The sequence below is a fragment of the Herbaspirillum aquaticum genome, assembly GCF_002213425.1.
Taxonomy (GTDB): Bacteria; Pseudomonadota; Gammaproteobacteria; order Burkholderiales; family Burkholderiaceae_D; genus Herbaspirillum; species Herbaspirillum aquaticum.
On sequence record NZ_NJGV01000001.1, the window covers coordinates 361,811 to 379,699 of the forward strand.

Consider the following 17,889-nt stretch of genomic DNA (forward strand, 5'->3'; position numbering starts at 1 on the left):
CGCAATTCTTCATTTCGCGATGCGGGAAAATAGCACGCTCGCGGCGCTTGCCGTTTTGCTATGCTGCGGCCATTGCCCAGCCAGTGCCTTTCCATGAGCCTCCCGATTCTTCATTTCGCCCACGCCAACAGCTATCCGGCGGGGACCTATGGCATGTTCTTCGAACAGTTGCGCGCCCATTACGATGTGCGCGCCTTGCCTATCCACGCCCACAATCCGCGCTTCCCGGTCGATGACGGCTGGCGGACCCTGGCCCGCGAGCTGCGCGAGGAGCTGGACCGCAGCTATGCCGAGCCGGTGATCCTGGTGGGCCATTCCATGGGCGGCATCCTGGCGCTGATGGCCGCCCGCAAGCGACCGGCGCTGGTGCGCTGCGTGGTGCTGCTGGATTCGCCCATCGTGGCTGGCTGGCGTGCGCACCTGCTGCGCCTGGCCAAGCTGCTGAAGTACGAAAGCCGCCACTCGCCCTCGGTGGCATCGGCGCGACGCCGCGACAACTGGCCCGACGTGGAAGCGGCCTACCAGCACTACGCGGCCAAGTCCCTGTTTGCCGCCTGGCCGCAGCAGGTGCTGCGCGACTATGTGCAGCACGGGCTGGTGCCGCAGCCCGGCGGCGGCGTCAGGCTGCGCTTCTCGCGGGAGACCGAAACGGCGGTCTATCGCACCATTCCGCATCACCTCGGACGTCTGGCGCGCCAGACTTACCCGGTGCCGGTGGGCTTCGTGGGAGGTATCGATTCAGTGGAGTGCCGCTTGGCCGGACTGGATGCCACGCGCCGGCTGGTCGGTCCGAATTTCCTGCAGATCGCCGGAGGGCACCTGTTCCCGATGGAGTCGCCGGTGGAGGCGGCCCAGGCCACGCACACCATGATCGGACAGTTGTTGCAGGGCAGGGGGCTTCAGGTTAAATAGTGCGGAGATGAACCAATCTGCCGGGATGATGGTCAAGAAGCCAGTCCCGGCGGCCGGTCATGTTTTCCTGCTGCAAGATTGTCGATGACGAGACACTAATCGCACGCAGGCTTAAAAAACGAGCCGGTTTTGGGGTATAATTTGAATTTCCCGCATGTGCCGTTCGGCACTCATCTGTAATGACCAAGTTTGTATTTGTCACTGGCGGCGTCGTGTCTTCCCTGGGTAAAGGGATTGCCGCCGCGTCCCTGGCTGCGATCCTCGAATCGCGCGGCCTCAAAGTCACCCTCCTGAAGCTCGATCCCTACATCAACGTCGACCCCGGCACGATGAGCCCGTTGCAGCACGGTGAAGTGTTCGTCACCGATGACGGCGCCGAGACCGACCTCGACCTGGGCCACTATGAGCGTTTCATCTCGGCCAAGATGAAGAAGGTGAACAATTTCACCACCGGCCAGGTGTATGAATCGGTGATCCGCAAGGAACGCCGTGGCGAATACCTGGGCAAGACCGTCCAGGTGATCCCGCACATCACCAACGAGATCCAGGAATTCATCCATCGCGGCGCCGAAGGTTTCGAAGTGGCGCTGGTGGAAATCGGCGGCACCGTCGGTGACATCGAGTCGCTGCCCTTCCTGGAAGCCGCGCGCCAACTGAGCCTGCGCTCCGGCCGCAACGCCACCGCCTTCGTCCACCTGACCCTGGTGCCGTTCCTGGCCTCGGCTGGTGAACTCAAGACCAAGCCCACCCAGCACAGCGTACAGAAGCTGCGCGAGATCGGCATTTCGCCCGACGCGCTGCTGTGCCGTGCCGACCGCCGCATTCCGGATGACGAACGCGACAAGATCTCGCTGTTCTCCAACGTTGCCGCCGACGCCGTCATTTCGGTGTGGGATGCCGATAGCATCTATAAGATTCCGCAGATGCTGCACGACCAGGGTTTGGATACCATCATCTGCGAAAAGCTGGGCCTGTCGCCCAAGCCGGCCGACCTGTCGATGTGGGACAAGCTGATCGATGCGCAGAACAATCCTTCGCACGAAGTCACCATCGGCATGGTTGGCAAGTATGTCGACCTGACCGAGTCCTACAAGTCGCTGACCGAAGCGCTGCGTCACGCCGGCATCCATACCGGCAGCCGCGTCAACATCGAGTACCTGGATTCGGAAGAAATCGAAGCCAACGGCACTGACAGCCTGGACAAGTACGATGCCATCCTGGTGCCGGGCGGCTTCGGCAAGCGCGGTGTGGAAGGCAAGATTGCCGCGGCCCGCTATGCCCGTGAAAACAAGGTCCCGTACCTGGGCATCTGCCTGGGCATGCAAGTGGCCCTGCTGGAATATGCGCGCAACAAGGCTGGCCTGTCCAAGGCCAACTCGACCGAGTTCGACCCGGATACCGAGCAACCGGTGGTGGCCCTGATCGACGAATGGCAGAACCATGACGGCAAGGTCGAGCGTCGCGACGCCAATTCCGACCTGGGCGGCACCATGCGCCTGGGCGCGCAGACCTGTGCGGTCAAGCCGGGTACCCTGGCTGCCGAGATCTACGGCGACAGCGTGACCGAACGTCACCGCCATCGCTATGAAGCCAACAACTTCTACCTGACCCGCGTGGAAGAAGCCGGCATGGTCGTCTCGGCCCGCACCCCGACCGAAGACCTGTGCGAAATCATGGAACTGCCGCGCACCGGCGAGAACGCTCACCCGTTCTACATCGGCGTGCAGTATCACCCGGAGTTCAAGTCCACTCCGCGTGATGGGCATCCGCTGTTCATTTCCTACATCCGTGCAGCCTTGGCGCATCACGCCGAGGTGCAACAGGATGCCGCTGCAAAGGGCAAAGCATGAAACTGTGCGGTTTTGATGTCGGTCTGGAACACCCGTTCTTCCTGATTGCAGGCACCTGTGTGATCGAGTCCGAGCAGATGGCGCTCGACACCGCCGGTACCCTGAAGGAGATCACCACTGAACTGGGCATCCCGTTCATCTACAAATCGTCCTTTGACAAGGCCAACCGTTCTTCCGGTACATCGTTCCGCGGTCTGGGCATGGAGAAGGGCCTGGAGATCTTGGCCAAGGTGAAGAAGGAAATCGGCGTGCCGGTGCTCACCGACATCCACGAGATCGACGAGATCAAGCCCGTGGCGGCTGTGGTGGACGTGCTGCAGACGCCGGCCTTCCTGTGCCGCCAGACCGACTTCATCCGCGCCTGTGCGCAATCGGGCAAGCCGGTCAACATCAAGAAGGGTCAGTTCCTGGCGCCGCACGACATGGTCAACGTCATCGACAAGGCACGTGCTGCCGCCAAGGAAGCCGGCCTGCCGACAGACCAGTTCATGGCCTGCGAACGCGGTGCCTCGTTCGGTTACAACAACCTGGTGTCTGACATGCGCAGTCTGGCCATCATGCGCGAAACCGGCGCTCCGGTGGTGTTCGATGCCACTCACTCGGTGCAGTTGCCGGGCGGGCAGGGCACGTCGTCGGGCGGTCAGCGCGAGTTCGTGCCGGTCCTGGCGCGCGCCGCCATTGCCGTGGGTATCTCGGGCGTCTTCATGGAGACCCACCCGAACCCGGCCGAGGCCAAGTCGGACGGTCCCAATGCCGTGCCGCTGGCACGCATGAAGGATTTGCTGGGCACGATGATCGATCTGGATTGCATCGTGAAGAAGGCAGGCTTCCTGGAAAACAATTTTTCCTGATGTGTGCATGAAACGGCTGCCGCCAGGCGGCCGTTTCATCATGGGCGCAGCGCACGCTGACAGGATGCGGCTGTCCCGGCCACCGGGCCTGCACCCGCCAACAATTTTTAAAACCTCGATGGAGATCTGGAATGAGTGCAATCGTTGATATTATCGGCCGCGAAGTGATCGACTCGCGTGGCAATCCGACCGTGGAATGCGACGTGCTGCTGGAATCCGGCGTGCTGGGCCGCGCGGCTGTTCCTTCGGGCGCATCCACCGGTTCGCGCGAAGCGATCGAACTGCGTGACGGCGACAAGAGCCGCTATTTCGGCAAGGGCGTGCTGCAAGCCTGCGAAAACATCAACACCGAGATCTCGGAAGCCATCATGGGCCTGGATGCCAATGAGCAAGCCTTCCTGGACCGCACCCTGATCGACCTGGACGGCACCGAGAACAAGAGCCGCCTGGGCGCCAATGCCATGCTGGCCGTCTCGATGGCCGTGGCCAAGGCCGCTGCCGAAGAATCGGGCCTGCCCCTGTACCGCTACTTCGGCGGCAGCGGCTCCATGCAGATGCCGGTGCCGATGATGAACGTCATCAACGGCGGTGCCCACGCCGACAACAACCTGGATATCCAGGAATTCATGATCATCCCGGTCGGCGCACCGAGCTTCCGTGAAGCCCTGCGCTACGGTGCCGAGGTGTTCCACACCCTCAAGAAGATCCTGCACGACCGTGGCCTGGCCACGTCGGTTGGCGATGAAGGCGGCTTCGCCCCCAACGTCTCCAGCCACGAAGAAGCCATCAAGCTCATCATCGAAGCCATCGAGAAGGCCGGCTACGAGCCGGGTACCCAGATCGCCCTGGGCCTGGACTGCGCCGCTTCCGAGTACTACAAGGACGGCAACTATCACCTGGCCGGTGAAAACATGGTGCTGACCCCGGCGCAAAAGACCGGCCTGCTGGCCTCCTGGTGCGACAAGTACCCGATCATCAGCATCGAAGACGGCATGGCCGAGAACGACTGGGCCGGCTGGAAGCTGCTGACCGAGACCCTGGGCAAGAAGGTCCAGCTGGTGGGCGACGACCTGTTCGTCACCAACACCAAGATCCTGAAGGAAGGCATCGACAAGGGCATCGCCAACTCGATCCTGATCAAGATCAACCAGATCGGTACCCTGACCGAGACCTTCGCCGCCATCGAAATGGCCAAGCGTGCCGGCTACACCGCCGTGATCTCGCACCGTTCGGGCGAAACCGAAGACTCGACCATCGCCGATATCGCCGTGGGCATGAACGCCCTGCAGATCAAGACCGGCTCGATGTCGCGTTCGGACCGCATGGCCAAGTACAACCAGCTGCTGCGTATCGAGGAAGACCTGGGCGACATCGCCAGCTACCCCGGCCGCGCTGCGTTCTACAACCTGAAGTAAGAAGCTGGCGGCGCCGTCCTTTCGGCCGGCGCCGCACTGAAAGCTCCCGGCTATGCGCCTGATCATCCTTTGCCTGTCCTTCCTGCTGGTCGTCATCCAGTACCCGCTTTGGCTGGGCAAGGGTGGCTGGTTCAAGGTCTGGGAGCTTGATCGCCAGGTGCAACTGGCGCACAAGAAGAATGACGAACTCAAGGAGCGCAACGCCAAGCTGTCCTCCGAAGTGGACGACCTGAAGCAGTCCAAGGGGGCGGTGGAGGAACGTGCACGTTTCGAACTGGGCATGATCCGCCAGAACGAAATCTTCATCCAGCTGCTCGATGGCAGTTCCGGCAAGCCTGCGGCCGCCATCAATCCGAATCCCTACATGCCCGGTTCCGGGCAGCCCAACAGTGTCTCCGTGCCGGCCAATGCGCCGTCTACCGCTGGCCGTGTGGCCACGCGCTGAATCGCTGTCGTCTTTTCCTTCACATGCATCCTGATACCCCGCTGACCTGGCTGGGCCTCACCACTACGCCGCTGGAGCTGGTGTCCTTTGCGCTGGCCGTACTGACCGTCTGGCTCAACATCCGCCAGAATCATTGGGCGTGGCTGTTTTCCATCCTCTCCTCGCTGCTGTACGCGGCAGTCTTTGCCGATGCGCGCCTCTATGGCGATGCCGGCTTGCAGTTCGTCTTCGTGGCGGTGTCGGTCTGGGGGTGGAGCCAGTGGCTGCGCGGTGGCGAGGATCATCGCCCGCTGCAGGTGTCCAGGCTCGCCGCACGCGGCTGGATCGCCATGGCCATGAGCTGGTTGGCCGGGTGGCTGCTGCTGTCGTGGTTCCTGCAGCGCTATACGGATACCGACGTGCCGCACATGGATGGCTTCCTCACGGCGGGCAGCCTGGTGGGACAGTTCCTGCTGTCGCGCAAGAAGCTGGAAAACTGGCTGGTCTGGATTGCGGTGGACGTGCTCTACGTGGGCCTGTATCTCTACAAGCACCTCACGCTGACTGCCATCCTGTATGCGCTGTTCGTGCTCATGGCCGCAGCCGGCTGGCGCAGCTGGCGCCGCGCGGCAGGCTGAAAAGGCATTTGAAACGCCGGTGTGAAAAGTTATGGCGAGGGCGGCAGTCCCGGTAACTCCGCGGCTGGCGGATCGGCAAAGACGATGCGGTTCTTGCCGGCATTCTTGGCCTTGTACAGTGCTACATCGGTGCGCTTGAGCAGATCGGCCTGGCTCTCGCCCGGCTGATACACGGCCACACCGGCACTGAAGGTGATGAGCAGGCGCTGGCTTTCATGCATGAAGATGCGCTTGGTCAGTTCGCGCTGCACGCGCGTGATGATCTGCACCGCGTCCTGCGGGCTGGTCTCCGGCATGAGGATGACGAACTCCTCGCCGCCGAAACGCGCAATCACATCCAGTTTGCGCAGGGTTTCCCGGATCACCTGTACCAGGTGCACCAGCACTTCGTCGCCGGTGGCGTGACCATGTGTGTCATTGATACGCTTGAAATCATCCAGGTCCAGCAAGGCCACGCACAGCGGCGTCTCCCGCCGCAAGGCGTTGGCGATCTCTCGATCGAGAGATTCATCCATGCCGCGCCGGTTGAGGCTGCCCGTCAACTGGTCTTCACGCACCAGTTCACCCATCTGCTGCAATTGCTGTTCCAGCGCCTGGATGCGCTCTTCAGCCTTTTCCACTTCCTGGCGCGCATCGACCATGGCGTCGCGCGAGCGGGTGGCTTCTTCCTGGGCCTTCTGCGTCTCGGTCATGATTTCGCTGAGCACGCTGTTCAGATCGGCGATGTTGCCGGCCTGGCTGATCTGCTGGGAGAAGCCGCGAATGGTGCGCTGGTAGTTGTCAGTGGTGGAGACCATGGCCGAAAGCCGGTCCACGAAGGTCAGCATCATGTTCTTGACCACCACTTTTTCTTCCGACAAGGTGTTCTTCAGCAGGCCCTGCTTGTAGATCACTTCCTTCAGGTTCTTGGTGGCGTCGGCCAGCGAGGTGTTGCTCAACGGGCCGGCAATCAGGCTTTGTACCGTCTCGATCTGGCTCGACAGCCAGGATCCCTGTTCCAGCAGCCCGTTGATGTTTTCCAGCAGCAGCTGGAACAGGCGCATCAGCAATTCCTGCTGCTGGGCCATGTCGTCGGTCTTGAGCTCGATCTGGAAGCTCAACTGCTTGACGCGGGTGATGATCTCGTTCATCGCCTGCTCGGAGAACGCCATTTTGAGATCCTGGCCGCTGTTGCGCGATTCATTGGCCAGTTCCGGTGCGGTCGAGAGCAGCGAGGGCAGGTTGAAGACCAGGATGCGCGCCAGCATCTCGCGCAGCATCTTCTCCTTGATGCTGTCGCGGATGAATTGTCGTTCCAGGTCGATGGGGACCAGCTCGCCATGAGGCACGGCCGGCTTGGCCGGCACGATGGGGCGGCTTTGCCAGTTGGCGTCGGCGAACTCGATGAGCTGGCGCTCGAACTCGGTCCAGTCGCCGTTCTCGCGGGCGCGCACCAGGCGCGTGCCCAGCAGACCGTTTTCGCCCGGCTGGCGCGAGAGCTTGGTGGCGAAGGTGCTCAGTACCGACTCGGCAGTCACGCCCGGCATGCCGCCCTGGATTTCCTCATAGGCGATGCGGTAGGCATCCGGCGTGGGCGAGATGCGCCGGGCTCCGAGCCGCTGGAAAGCTTCTCGGGCAATCTCGACAGGCGTGAGCGTGGACGGTTTCTTGGACATGCCGGCTGGTGACTGTATTGTTGGTGTGATTGTCGGTGTGCGCGGGGATTTTCCTACGGTATCGGCGCAGGCAGGCTTTGCTTGAGCACGGCCATCCACCCCGGTCATCGCACAAACGCAGCCTCGTCTCCCCCCCTAGGCCACAGTCCGTTGCCGCTCCCCGGCAGGGGGAGGCAAAAATGACAACTAATTGTACGTCAGCGCTTGTTCCGTGGATGCATTTAATAGGAGGAGAAAAGCCCCTTTCCAACTGGGAAGCCGGTGTTTCCCGTCAGGCGGGAGCGGGGCTGCGCTCATTCCACCAGGTTGTTCTTCAGCGCGTAGTGCGTGAGTTCGGCGTTGTGACGCATCTTCATCTTGGCCAGTACGCGGGAGCGATACATGCTGATGGTCTTGACCGACAACAGCAATTCGGTAGCGATGTCGCTGACGGTCTTGCCGGAGGCGATCATGACCATGGTCTGGTATTCCCGGTCCGATAGCGTTTCATGCAGGGGGGTGTCGTGGTCGAAGCCGATCTGGTTGGCCAGTTCCTGTGCCAGCGAGGGGCTCACGTACTTGCGCCCGGCGGCGGCCTGGCGGATGGCCGCGAGCAGTTCGCCCGGGCTGGCCTGCTTGTTGAGGAAGCCGGCGGCACCGGCCTTGAGCGAGCGGATCGCGTACTGGTCTTCGCGGTGGATGGACAGGATCAGGACCGGCAGTTCCGGCTGTTCCTTGCGGATCTGCTTGAGGATGTCGATGCCGCTGCGGTCGGGCAGCACGATGTCCAGCAACATGACATCGCCATTGCCTTCGCGGGCCAGCTTGATGGCCTCCAGCCCGTTGGCGGCATTGCCGGCCACGATGATGTCCTTGCTGCCGGCGCAGATCTGGCGCAGGCCCTCGCGCACGATGGCGTGATCATCAGCGATGAGGACCTTGATGGCGGCGGTGGCTTTCTTGCTCATGGGCGGACTGCAAAACTCCTCGTGAAACCGTGCTGCGGGCTGCGGCGGGCGAGGGTGTATTCTATAGTGTTCATTCAGTGTGCGACAGGCAGGTGCACGCTCAGCAAGCTGCCGCCGCCAGGACGAGCTTCCAGCATCAGGCTGCCGCCCAATGCTGCTGCGCGCATACGCATGTTGGCCAAGCCGTGGCCTTCGCTGCGGCGCTGTTGATCCAGCCCGGCGTCCTGGGGTGGCAAGCCGATGCCATCGTCAGCTACCTCCAGGATGAGTTCTTCGCCCACAGCAAGGCTGACCTCCACCTTGCCTGCCTGCGCATGCCGAGCCACGTTGGCGAGTGCTTCGCGCAGGATGCGCAGCAGGCTCACCACCACAAAAGGCTCTTGCACGGATGGCGTATCGGGGCACTGTACGTGGCACTCCAGTGCAGTTTGTCGGCTGAAATGACGGCATTGCCAGCGCAGCGCGTCGGCCAGGCCGAATTCGACGACAGGCGGGTGCAGGTCATCGATGAGCCGTTCCATGCCCTCGCGCGCCTGGTCCAGCAATTGCTGCGCATAGTCGGCTTGCGGCAGGGCCGCATGCTGCTCGCGGGCCAGCTGCTCGCGCAGCAGGCCCAGTGCCATGCCGATGCCGGTCAGCTGTGCGCCCAGGTCGTCGTGCAGGTCGCGAGCGATGCGCGCGCGTTCTTCTTCACGCAGGCGTTGTTCATGGGAGAGGTCGGGGGCGGCAAGGGCAGACATGCAGGCGATGTGAATGAAGAATGCTGAATAATTCTTCATGATAGCCTTGCAGCACCGCAGGGTCACCCCCGCAGCATCGTGAGTTCCCCCGGCGCGGCCAGCCGGGGGAAATACCGACGGTTCAAAATAGGCGATGCATGCAGATTTTCCCGCCGGGCAAAAAAATGAAAGAAAGGGCTTCCCAAACGGGAAAACTTGCTGCTATAATTTTGTTTTTCGCGGCTGTAGCTCAGCTGGATAGAGTACTTGGCTACGAACCAAGGGGTCGTGGGTTCGATTCCTGCCAGCCGCACCAGATATAAAGGGTCCATCGCAAGATGGGCCCTTTTGTCTTTTCTGCGCAGCTTTTTCGTCATGGCGCAGGCATCCGCCTTCAGTGATCGCTCCCCCGCCAGCCTTCGCCGCATCGCCCCCGCAAGGGCGGCCGCCGGATTCAGAACGTCTTCTCACGATGCGCCATCATTTTCGAGCCGCCTTGAATGTGTAGCCGCATTCCGGGCGGTCCCGTGCGCCTGGCTCGCAACGGCGCGCGCCGTTGGGTGTCATGCGACGTATCCGGGTTCAGTCTTGGGGGGAGGCGACAGGGAGCCAGCGCTGCACGGTTTGATTGACCAGCTGCATGAACTCGCGCGCATCTACCGGTTTGACCAGGTAGTCGTTGGCTCCGGCTTCACGCGAACGGGCGGCGTCGGTTTCGTCATACGAGGTGGCGAACATGATGACCGGCAGTGCGCGCGTATGGGGCTGGCTGCGCAGCATGTGCAGCAGATCCAGTCCTTCCATGCGCGGCAGGCGAGGTTCCAGCAGGATCAGGCAGGGCAGGGTGTCGGGGTGCTGCAGCGCCTGGGGGCTGAAGATCGATTCCATGGCCCGTTCCGCATCCTCGAACCAGCCGAAGTCGCACTCCAGCTTGCTGCGCCAAAGGCTGAAGCGCGCCAGTTCCACCGACTCCGGGCTGGGATCGACCATCAATATGCTGGGGCGGGACATGCGTTATGTGCGGAACTGGGCGTTGTTTTTTGAATGTTGCATTTCTGGTTGTCGGCAAGTTTGACATAGCGGGATACAGAAATCCATTCCTGAATACTCACGCACACGCCCGCCTGCGCCTTGGTCTACGCCGTGGCGCGATGGCGCATCGAGCGGCGGTTACCGCAGTGATCTTACGTGAGAATTACAAAGCCAGCTTGATTGCTATCCACATCCTCCATTCGCCGCGCTTGAGCGCCTCAGGACTGATTCATTAAATTTCTGAATGCCAGATATACGGGAATAAAATCTCGCACTGCAACATTAATGCGTTGCTGCTCGGCTATATTCCTGACAGCTGAGTCGTCTTTGGGGCAAATTTACCTCGAGAAAATCCTCGAGGGCGCAACAGCGATGCTTCCGGTGCATCGCACAAAAAATCCAAAAAAATTGAAGGACATGCAGCTCAACAAGGGGAGTGCAATGAAGGTTTCGCCACGACGAAACAGGAAGGCCTTGGTCATCGGGGGCGGGGCGCCCAATTCGACCTTGATCGCCGGGGCACTGGCTGCCTTCCTGGCGGAAGGGGTGGAGTTCGATGTCATCTCGGCCTCCGGCGCAGGCGTGCTCATGGGCTTGCTGGCCACTGCGCCACGCGATGCCTCGCCGCAGGCCGCGCTCATGCAATGGGCCGAAGTCGGCGTGGCCGACAGCATCTACAAGCTTTTCCCGGTCAACTACAAGGTCTTCAAGAAGCCAGGTGCCCAGGCCGAGAGCTATCGCGATGCGATGCTGAACCAGTTCCAGCAGATGCCGGGCCTGGCTGCCTCCCCCTTCGCGGCGATGTTCAGCCAGCATTTCGCCGACGCCTCGGCCAAGTGGAATGACTGGATGCACCTGATGATGTCGGCCTTGTCGCCCTCGGACCTGCATTCGGGCAGCCTCGGGCTGTGCGCCCACCTCCCGTTCCTGGAGCAGTCCATCGATTTTTCGGCCGTGCCGCGCATGGCTCCCGAGTTCTACATCAACGCCTACAACCTCGACCGCCATCGCATGCAGATCTGGAGCAAGGACCAGATCACCCCGGCGCACGTGCGGGCTTCACTGTCTTTCCCCTTCCTGTATGCGCCCACCGAGATCGACGGCGAACACTACATCGAGGGCGCGGCGCTGGATACGCTCAACTTCACTCCCTTCATCACCGATCCGGAAACGGGCGTAGCCCCCGCCAGCGAGGTCGATACCCTGGTGGTGCTGGACATCCTCGGGGAGGATCGCCTGATCCGCAAGCCCCGCAATCTCTATGATGCGTGGGTACGTTCCATCATCACACCGCTGGTCAAGATCTCGCAGACCGAGCAACGCCTCTTCGAGCTGGAGCACAACCGTGATCCGCTCACCGGTGCGCCGTTGCGGCAGGTGCTCAAGGTCGACCTGATGGCCGGCGTACCGCAGGACCATTGGCCGCAGGTACTGGACTGGTCGGCCTCCAACATGCAGTTGCTGTTCCAGGTGGGCTATCGCGCGGGGGTGGATTTCTGCCGCCAGCACGGCGAGCTGCTCGGGGCGCAAGCGCAGGATGCGCCGCTGGCTGCTTGAGCGGAGCTGGTTGGCGGCGGACCCATTGCTTCATCCATTTTTCTTGTTCTGTAGCTGAACCCGCGTGCTGCGGCGCGCTTCATTTCCTTCGGTGAGTTTTCCATCATGACCATTACCAAGCGCCTCATCCTCACTCTCTCGACAGCCCTGCTGGCGCTGCTGTTCGTCGGTGCCGCCGGACTCTGGCAACTCCAGCGTGCGCAGCAGCGGCTGGAACTGATCCAGAACCGCATCATTCCCGGCATGGACAGCCTGAACCTGTTGAAGGGCTACCTGGCTGATTCGCGCCTGGCAGGCTATCGCCTGTCGGTGTTCGCCAACCTGCCCGACAAGACTGCCTTGCAAAAGGCGGTGGATGCCGCCAACAAGGCGCTGGATGACGAATTCGCCCACTACGAGCGCGATCTCATCTTCGATGAGAAGGACCGTGCCCTGATCAAGGCCGACAAGGCCAACATCGAGGCCTACCGCAAGGCCCTCGTGCCGTTCTTCGCGGCCGCTTACGCCAATGACATGGATGGCGTACGCGCCACGCTGCAGGCCGGCACGCCCCTGGCCGTGTCGGCTGCCGCTGCCAAGAAGGGCTTTGACGACCATATCCTGGTGGGCCGCCAGATGATCGATGCCGTCAAGCAGGAAAGCGATGCCGCCTACGCCTTCGCCCTGCGCGCGATGATCGCCGTGATCGTGGTGGCGGTGCTGCTGACTGCGGTGCTTGGCTTGCGCACCCTGCGCAGTGTCACGCGCAGCCTGGGCAAGATCCAGCAGACCTTCGAGCACGTCAGCCAGACCCTGGACCTGTCGCGCCCGGTGCCGGTGGAACGCATGGATGAAATCGGCCGTACCGCTGCCGCCTTCAACAAGCTGCTGGCCCGTATCGTCGAGGTGGTGGCCACGACCCGCAGTTCCACCGATTCGGTGACGGTCGCGGCGCGCCAGATTGCTGCCGGCAATGCCGACCTGTCGGCGCGCACCGAGCAGCAGGCTGCAGCCCTGGAGGAAAGCGCGTCCAGCCTGGAAGAACTGACCTCGGTGGTATTGCAGAATACCCAGAATGCGCGCCAGGCCAACGAACTGGCGCAATCGGCCTCGCACATTGCCTCGCAGGGCGGGGATGTAGTGCGCCAGGTGGTCGATACGATGAACTCCATCAATGCTTCCTCGCGCAAGATCGTCGACATCATTGCGGTCATCGATGGCATCGCCTTCCAGACCAACATCCTGGCCCTGAATGCCGCCGTTGAAGCGGCCCGCGCCGGTGAGCAGGGACGCGGCTTTGCGGTGGTGGCCTCGGAAGTGCGTTCGCTGGCCCAGCGCTCGGCGGCCGCGGCCAAGGAAATCAAGGAATTGATCGACGATTCCGTGGACAAGGTCGGCAGCGGCAGCAAGCTGGTGGAGCAGGCGGGTGTGACCATGAGCGACATCGTCGACAGCGTCCAGCGCGTGACCCAGATCGTGGGCAACATCGCCGACGCCAGCGAAGAGCAGAGCGCCGGCATCACCCAGGTCAACCAGGCTATCTCGCAGATGGACCAGGGCACCCAGCAGAATGCCGCGCTGGTGGAGGAGGCGGCTGCCGCGGCCCAGGCCCTGCAGGGCCAGGCCGAGAAGCTGGAAAGCGTGGTGGCGGTCTTCAAACTGGAAGGGCGCGTGCCCGCAAGCTTGCGCACGGTGCAGGTTGCTCCCGCCCCTGGCCGTGCCCAGGTGTCGGCGGCACGCCCGGTGGCAGAGATGGAAGAGTTCTGAACCTGGCTGCGCGGCGGCGTCATGCCGCCTCCAGCCGCTTTGCCTGCCTCAAGCAACGCCCGGCCCGTGCCGGGCGTTTTTTCATCTTTGCCTGTTTTTACCTATCTGGTCAGCATTGCTGTGAAGGATTGAACTAAAGGGCGGGAGCCGGCTTCCCCAAAGGGTGATATACTTAATACTAATCATTATCATTTGACCCACCTTGGAGAATACGCAATGATCGGTTTCAAGAAACTGGCTGTGGCCGCAGCGCTGAGCCTGTCCTTTGCCGGCGCCGCCTCGGCCGCCGAGTACCCCATCGGCAAACCGCAGATCCAGAACGGCTTTGAAGTCAACGCCGTCTACCTGCAGCCGGTGAAGATGGAACCGGACGGCATGATGCGCAAGGCTGAAGAATCCGACATCCACCTCGAAGCCGACATCCGCGCCGTCGCCAAGAACCCCAACGGTTTCGCCGAAGGCGACTGGATGCCCTACCTGGTCATCAAGTACGAACTGACCAAGGTCGGTTCCACCAAGTCCATCAAGGGCGACATGATGCCCATGGTGGCCAACGACGGTCCGCACTACGGCGACAACGTCAAGCTGGAAGGCCCGGGCAAGTACAAGCTCAAGCTGACCATCTCCTCGCCGCAAGCCAATGAACACGCGCACTTCGGCCGTCACGTCGACAAGGAAACCGGCGTCGGCCCGTGGTTCAAGACCTTCGAGCTGAGCTATGACTTCACCTTCGCCGGCATCGGCAAGAAGGGCGGCTACTAAGCTGGTCGGCGGATCTTGATCCAGACCGCACGTTTGCAGTGATGCGATGCCGGTCCGCGCCGTGATGGCGGACCGGCTTCACCGTTTTGAGAGTTCCGGAGTTTTCATGATCGCAAGAATCGTCCGACTGATCTGCCTGTCACTGGCCGCGATGGCCATGCTGGGCAGCGCCGCGCAGGCCAGCGCTTCCGACCTGCCGACCTTCAAGCTGGAGATGCAGGACGGCAAGCTCATTCCGCCGCGCATCGAAGTGCCGGCCGGACAGCGTATCAAGATCGAAGTGCACAACATCGGCAAGTCGGCCGCCGAGTTCGAAAGCGTCGAACTGCGCAAGGAAAAGGTGCTGGCACCGGGTGCCCAGTCCTTCGTGGTGATCGCCCCCTTGCGTCCGGGCGAATACAAGTTCTTCGATGACTTCCACCTCAACATGCCGCCCGGCGTGATCGTCGCCAAGTAAGAGGGGACGCGCGCAGGCTGTGCGCGAGCAGGGAAGTCCAGGTTTTCAGGAAGGGAAAGTTTGATGGGACAGGTCATGTTCATCGTCTGGCGCGAAAGCGTCGAGGCGCTTCTGGTGGTCGGCATCCTCTATGCCTGGCTGAAGAACGGCGATGTCGGCGCGCGACGCGGCATTCCCTATCTGTGGGGTGGCGTGGTGGCCGGCGTGGTCCTGGCGGGTGCCCTGGGCGCAGCGCTGCTGGGCTTTTCGGAACTGCTCTCGGGTGATGCGCAGACCTACTTCCAGATCGCCATCGTCCTCATTGCAGCAGTGCTGATCGTGCAGATGGTGTTCTGGATGCGCAAGCACGGCCGCACCTTGAAGAAGGAGATGGAAAGCTCCATGCAGTCCAGCTATGAAAGCGGCAACTGGTGGGGCGTGTTCGTGCTGGTGATGCTGGCGATCGCCCGCGAAGGCAGCGAGACCGCCGTCTTCCTCTACGGCATTGGCCTGGGCCAGCAGGATGCCAGTACGGCCTCGCTGGTGCTGGCCGGCGCAATCGGTTTCGGGCTGGCCTTCCTGACCTTCTATCTGCTGCAACTGGGCGGCAAGATCTTCTCCTGGCGCCGTTTCTTCCAGGTCACCGAAGTGATCCTGCTGCTGCTGGCCGCCGGTTTGCTGGTGACCGGCGTGGAAAAGCTGTTCGACGTATTGCTCGAAAGTTCGGACATGCTGGCCTCGGCCAACTGGACCATGACCCTGACCGGCCAGCTCTGGGATACCTCGGCGCTGCTGGATGATTCCACCACCCTGGGCAGCCTGGTTTCGACCCTGACCGGCTACCGCGCCCGTCCGGCGCTGCTGTCGGTGATCGTCTATGCGCTCTACTGGGTTGTGGTATGTTCGGCCCTTTATCGAAAACCCCAGCCTCAGCTCAAGAGCAAGAGGCAGGAAGCCGTCTGAACCTCATGACAACCTGTACGCAATCGCCGACTCTGCTCACGCGTACCGGAGACTGGATGCGCCGCCATGGCGCATTCATCCGAGGCCTGCAATGGATCGTGGTGGCTGTCTATGCGCTGCTGATCCTGGTCCCGGTGTTCCTCCCGCTACCCGACGAGACCGCGCATCTCTGGTCCAACCTCACCCTGATCGCCCAGTTCGCTTTCTGGGGCATCTGGTGGCCCTTCGTGCTGGTCAGCATGGTGCTGATGGGCCGGGTGTGGTGCGGGGTGCTCTGTCCGGAAGGGGCGCTGACCGAGTTCGCCAGCCGCCATGGTCGCGGACGCGCCATTCCCAAATGGGTGCGCTGGGGCGGCTGGCCCTTCGTCGCCTTTGCTCTGACCACCGTCTATGGCCAGATGGTCAGCGTCTACCAGTATCCCAAGGCGGTGCTGCTGGTGCTGGGCGGCTCCACGGTCGGTGCCATGATCATCGGCTACCTGTATGGCCGCGACAAGCGCGTCTGGTGCAAGTACCTGTGCCCGGTCAATGGCGTCTTCGGCCTGCTGGCCAAACTGGCCCCGGTTCACTACAAGGTGAATGAAGATGCATGGCGCGCCTCCTATCACCCCGAGCACAAGATCATTCCCATCAATTGCGCGCCGCTGGTCCCCTTGCGCAATATGAAGGGGGCTTCCGACTGCCACATGTGCGGCCGCTGCAGTGGCCATCGTGATGCGATTGCCCTGAGCTTCCGTCCTCCTGCGGTGGAGGTGGTGCACTTCGGCAAGACCCAGAACAACCTGTGGGAAAGCGCCCTGGTCCTCTACGGCCTGCTGGGCATTGCCATCGGTGCCTTCCACTGGACGGTGAGTCCCTGGTTCATCGCCATCAAGCAGGACATCGCCACCTGGCTGATCGACCGCGACATCATGTGGCCCTTCGGCACCCAGGCGCCGTGGTGGCTGCTGACCAATTATCCGCAGCAAAGCGATGTCTTCACCTGGCTCGATGGCGCCATGGTCGTGGGCTACATCCTCACCACCGGCCTGGTGCTGGGTACCGGCGTCGCAGTCATGTTCGGGCTGGCCACCCGCCTGCTGGGCAAGTGGGAGTGGAGCCGCTTCAACCACCTGGTGCAGGCATTGATCCCGCTGGCCGGCTGCGGTGTCTTCATCGGCCTGTCGTCGACCACCATCAGCCTGCTGCGGGCCGAGCACTGGCCGGTGTACTGGGCCAACGATGTGCGCGCGGCACTGCTCACGGCCATGACCCTGTGGAGCCTCTGGCTGTGCTGGAAAGTGGTGGCACGCCATGCGACCCATTGGGTTCAGCACATACTGGCCATGCTGCCGTTGATCGGTGGCCTGGCGCTGGTCAATACTGCCTGGTGGCTGATGTTCTGGGGCTGGTAAGCATTTCCTGGAAGTACCGATGTGAAGTAAAACGGCAGGCTTGCTCGCGAGCCTGCCGTTTTTATTTGCGCCTTATTTGATCTCGGGACTCGCAGGCTATGTGAAGTTGGCGACCGAAGCAGTACAATCGCTGCCTTTTCAAGCCAATTGCCGGAGTTTTTACATGAGCACCTTGCCCGCCTGTCCCCAATGCCAGTCCGAATTCACCTATGAGGACGGCAGCCAGTTCGTCTGCCCCGAATGTGGCCACGAGTGGAGCGCCCAGGCCGCTCCCGCCGAGCAGGCCCGCGTCTGGCGCGATGCCTCGGGCAACGTGCTGCAGGATGGCGATACCGTCACCGTCATCAAGGACCTGAAGTTGAAGGGCGGTGGGGGCGTGGTCAAGATGGGGACCAAGGTCAAGAATATCCGCCTGGTCGAGGGTGATCACGACATCGACTGCAAGATCGACGGTTTCGGCTCCATGGGCCTGAAGACTGAATTCGTGCGCAAGGCCTGATCTTAGCCAGCCTCATGAGCGGGCCCTGCAAGACCGGCCCGCTCTCACGTAGAATGGCGGTTTGCCTGCAGCCTATGTATACATAAGCC

17 protein-coding genes and 1 tRNA gene are annotated in these 17,889 nt (G+C 62.0%); 14 read left to right on the plus strand and 4 right to left on the minus strand.

The annotated features are described in order from the left end of the window. The first annotated feature begins 93 nt into the window (after positions 1–93). The 6 genes from CEJ45_RS01590 to pnuC all read left to right on the plus strand — a co-directional run bounded on the left by CEJ45_RS01590 (position 94) and on the right by pnuC (position 6,090). Positions 94–912, plus strand: a complete 819-nt coding sequence (locus tag CEJ45_RS01590; RefSeq protein WP_187697616.1) for an alpha/beta fold hydrolase — start codon at positions 94–96, stop codon at positions 910–912. Between the two features lie 179 nt (positions 913–1,091). Beyond that, positions 1,092–2,762 carry a CTP synthase gene (locus CEJ45_RS01595; RefSeq protein WP_088753494.1) on the plus strand — a complete coding sequence of 557 codons (1,671 nt, stop codon included), beginning with the start codon at positions 1,092–1,094 and terminating at the stop codon, positions 2,760–2,762. Further along, positions 2,759–3,613, plus strand: coding sequence for a 3-deoxy-8-phosphooctulonate synthase (gene kdsA / locus CEJ45_RS01600; protein ID WP_088753495.1), 855 nt, complete (start codon positions 2,759–2,761; stop codon positions 3,611–3,613). The genes CEJ45_RS01595 and kdsA overlap by 4 nt, the downstream gene beginning before the upstream one ends. A gap of 131 nt (positions 3,614–3,744) precedes the next feature. After that, a complete protein-coding gene (eno, locus tag CEJ45_RS01605; protein ID WP_013234743.1) occupies positions 3,745–5,028 on the plus strand; it encodes a phosphopyruvate hydratase in 1,284 nt (427 codons plus the stop codon). Between the two features lie 52 nt (positions 5,029–5,080). Further along, positions 5,081–5,473: a cell division protein FtsB gene (ftsB, locus tag CEJ45_RS01610; RefSeq protein WP_088753496.1), complete on the plus strand. Its 393-nt coding sequence runs from the start codon at positions 5,081–5,083 to the stop codon at positions 5,471–5,473. A gap of 23 nt (positions 5,474–5,496) precedes the next feature. Further along, positions 5,497–6,090 (plus strand): nicotinamide riboside transporter PnuC, encoded by a 594-nt coding sequence (gene pnuC / locus CEJ45_RS01615; RefSeq protein ID WP_088753497.1) that lies wholly within the window; start codon positions 5,497–5,499, stop codon positions 6,088–6,090. Between the two features lie 29 nt (positions 6,091–6,119). Here the strand turns inward: pnuC and CEJ45_RS01620 are convergent, their stop codons facing one another. From CEJ45_RS01620 to CEJ45_RS01630, 3 genes are all read right to left on the minus strand, one after another. Continuing rightward, complete coding sequence (locus CEJ45_RS01620) at positions 6,120–7,745, minus strand: GGDEF domain-containing protein (RefSeq protein ID WP_088753498.1); 1,626 nt, start codon at positions 7,743–7,745, stop codon at positions 6,120–6,122. A 293-nt stretch (positions 7,746–8,038) separates the two neighbouring features. Beyond that, positions 8,039–8,692, minus strand: coding sequence for a response regulator (locus CEJ45_RS01625; RefSeq protein ID WP_088753499.1), 654 nt, complete (start codon positions 8,690–8,692; stop codon positions 8,039–8,041). A 74-nt stretch (positions 8,693–8,766) separates the two neighbouring features. Continuing rightward, the gene (locus CEJ45_RS01630) at positions 8,767–9,432 is read right to left on the minus strand and encodes a sensor histidine kinase (protein WP_088753628.1); all 666 of its coding nucleotides are present in this window, start codon (positions 9,430–9,432) and stop codon (positions 8,767–8,769) included. Positions 9,433–9,650: 218 nt separating this feature from the next. Between CEJ45_RS01630 and CEJ45_RS01635 the strand changes: the two genes are divergently transcribed. Further along, positions 9,651–9,727: transfer RNA gene (locus tag CEJ45_RS01635), tRNA-Arg, on the plus strand. 266 nt (positions 9,728–9,993) lie between these two features. Here the strand turns inward: CEJ45_RS01635 and CEJ45_RS01640 are convergent. Further along, positions 9,994–10,422 (minus strand): response regulator, encoded by a 429-nt coding sequence (locus CEJ45_RS01640; RefSeq protein ID WP_088753500.1) that lies wholly within the window; start codon positions 10,420–10,422, stop codon positions 9,994–9,996. Positions 10,423–10,884: 462 nt separating this feature from the next. On the opposite strand from CEJ45_RS01640, the gene CEJ45_RS01645 reads away from it, so the two are divergent. From CEJ45_RS01645 to CEJ45_RS01675, 7 genes are all read left to right on the plus strand, one after another. Then, positions 10,885–12,000, plus strand: a complete 1,116-nt coding sequence (locus tag CEJ45_RS01645; RefSeq protein WP_088753501.1) for a patatin-like phospholipase family protein — start codon at positions 10,885–10,887, stop codon at positions 11,998–12,000. Positions 12,001–12,105: 105 nt separating this feature from the next. Beyond that, complete coding sequence (locus tag CEJ45_RS01650; RefSeq protein WP_088753502.1) at positions 12,106–13,746, plus strand: methyl-accepting chemotaxis protein; 1,641 nt, start codon at positions 12,106–12,108, stop codon at positions 13,744–13,746. A 216-nt stretch (positions 13,747–13,962) separates the two neighbouring features. After that, complete coding sequence (locus tag CEJ45_RS01655) at positions 13,963–14,508, plus strand: iron transporter (RefSeq protein ID WP_088753503.1); 546 nt, start codon at positions 13,963–13,965, stop codon at positions 14,506–14,508. Between the two features lie 106 nt (positions 14,509–14,614). Further along, positions 14,615–14,965, plus strand: a complete 351-nt coding sequence (locus CEJ45_RS01660; RefSeq protein WP_034330602.1) for a cupredoxin domain-containing protein — start codon at positions 14,615–14,617, stop codon at positions 14,963–14,965. A 63-nt stretch (positions 14,966–15,028) separates the two neighbouring features. Then, positions 15,029–15,907, plus strand: a complete 879-nt coding sequence (locus CEJ45_RS01665) for an FTR1 family iron permease (RefSeq protein ID WP_088753504.1) — start codon at positions 15,029–15,031, stop codon at positions 15,905–15,907. 56 nt (positions 15,908–15,963) lie between these two features. Next, positions 15,964–17,301: a 4Fe-4S binding protein gene (locus tag CEJ45_RS01670; protein WP_088753505.1), complete on the plus strand. Its 1,338-nt coding sequence runs from the start codon at positions 15,964–15,966 to the stop codon at positions 17,299–17,301. Between the two features lie 163 nt (positions 17,302–17,464). Next, entirely contained in the window at positions 17,465–17,800 is a 336-nt protein-coding gene (locus CEJ45_RS01675; RefSeq protein ID WP_034330597.1) for a zinc ribbon domain-containing protein YjdM, read from the plus strand. Positions 17,801–17,889: the final 89 nt, after the last annotated feature.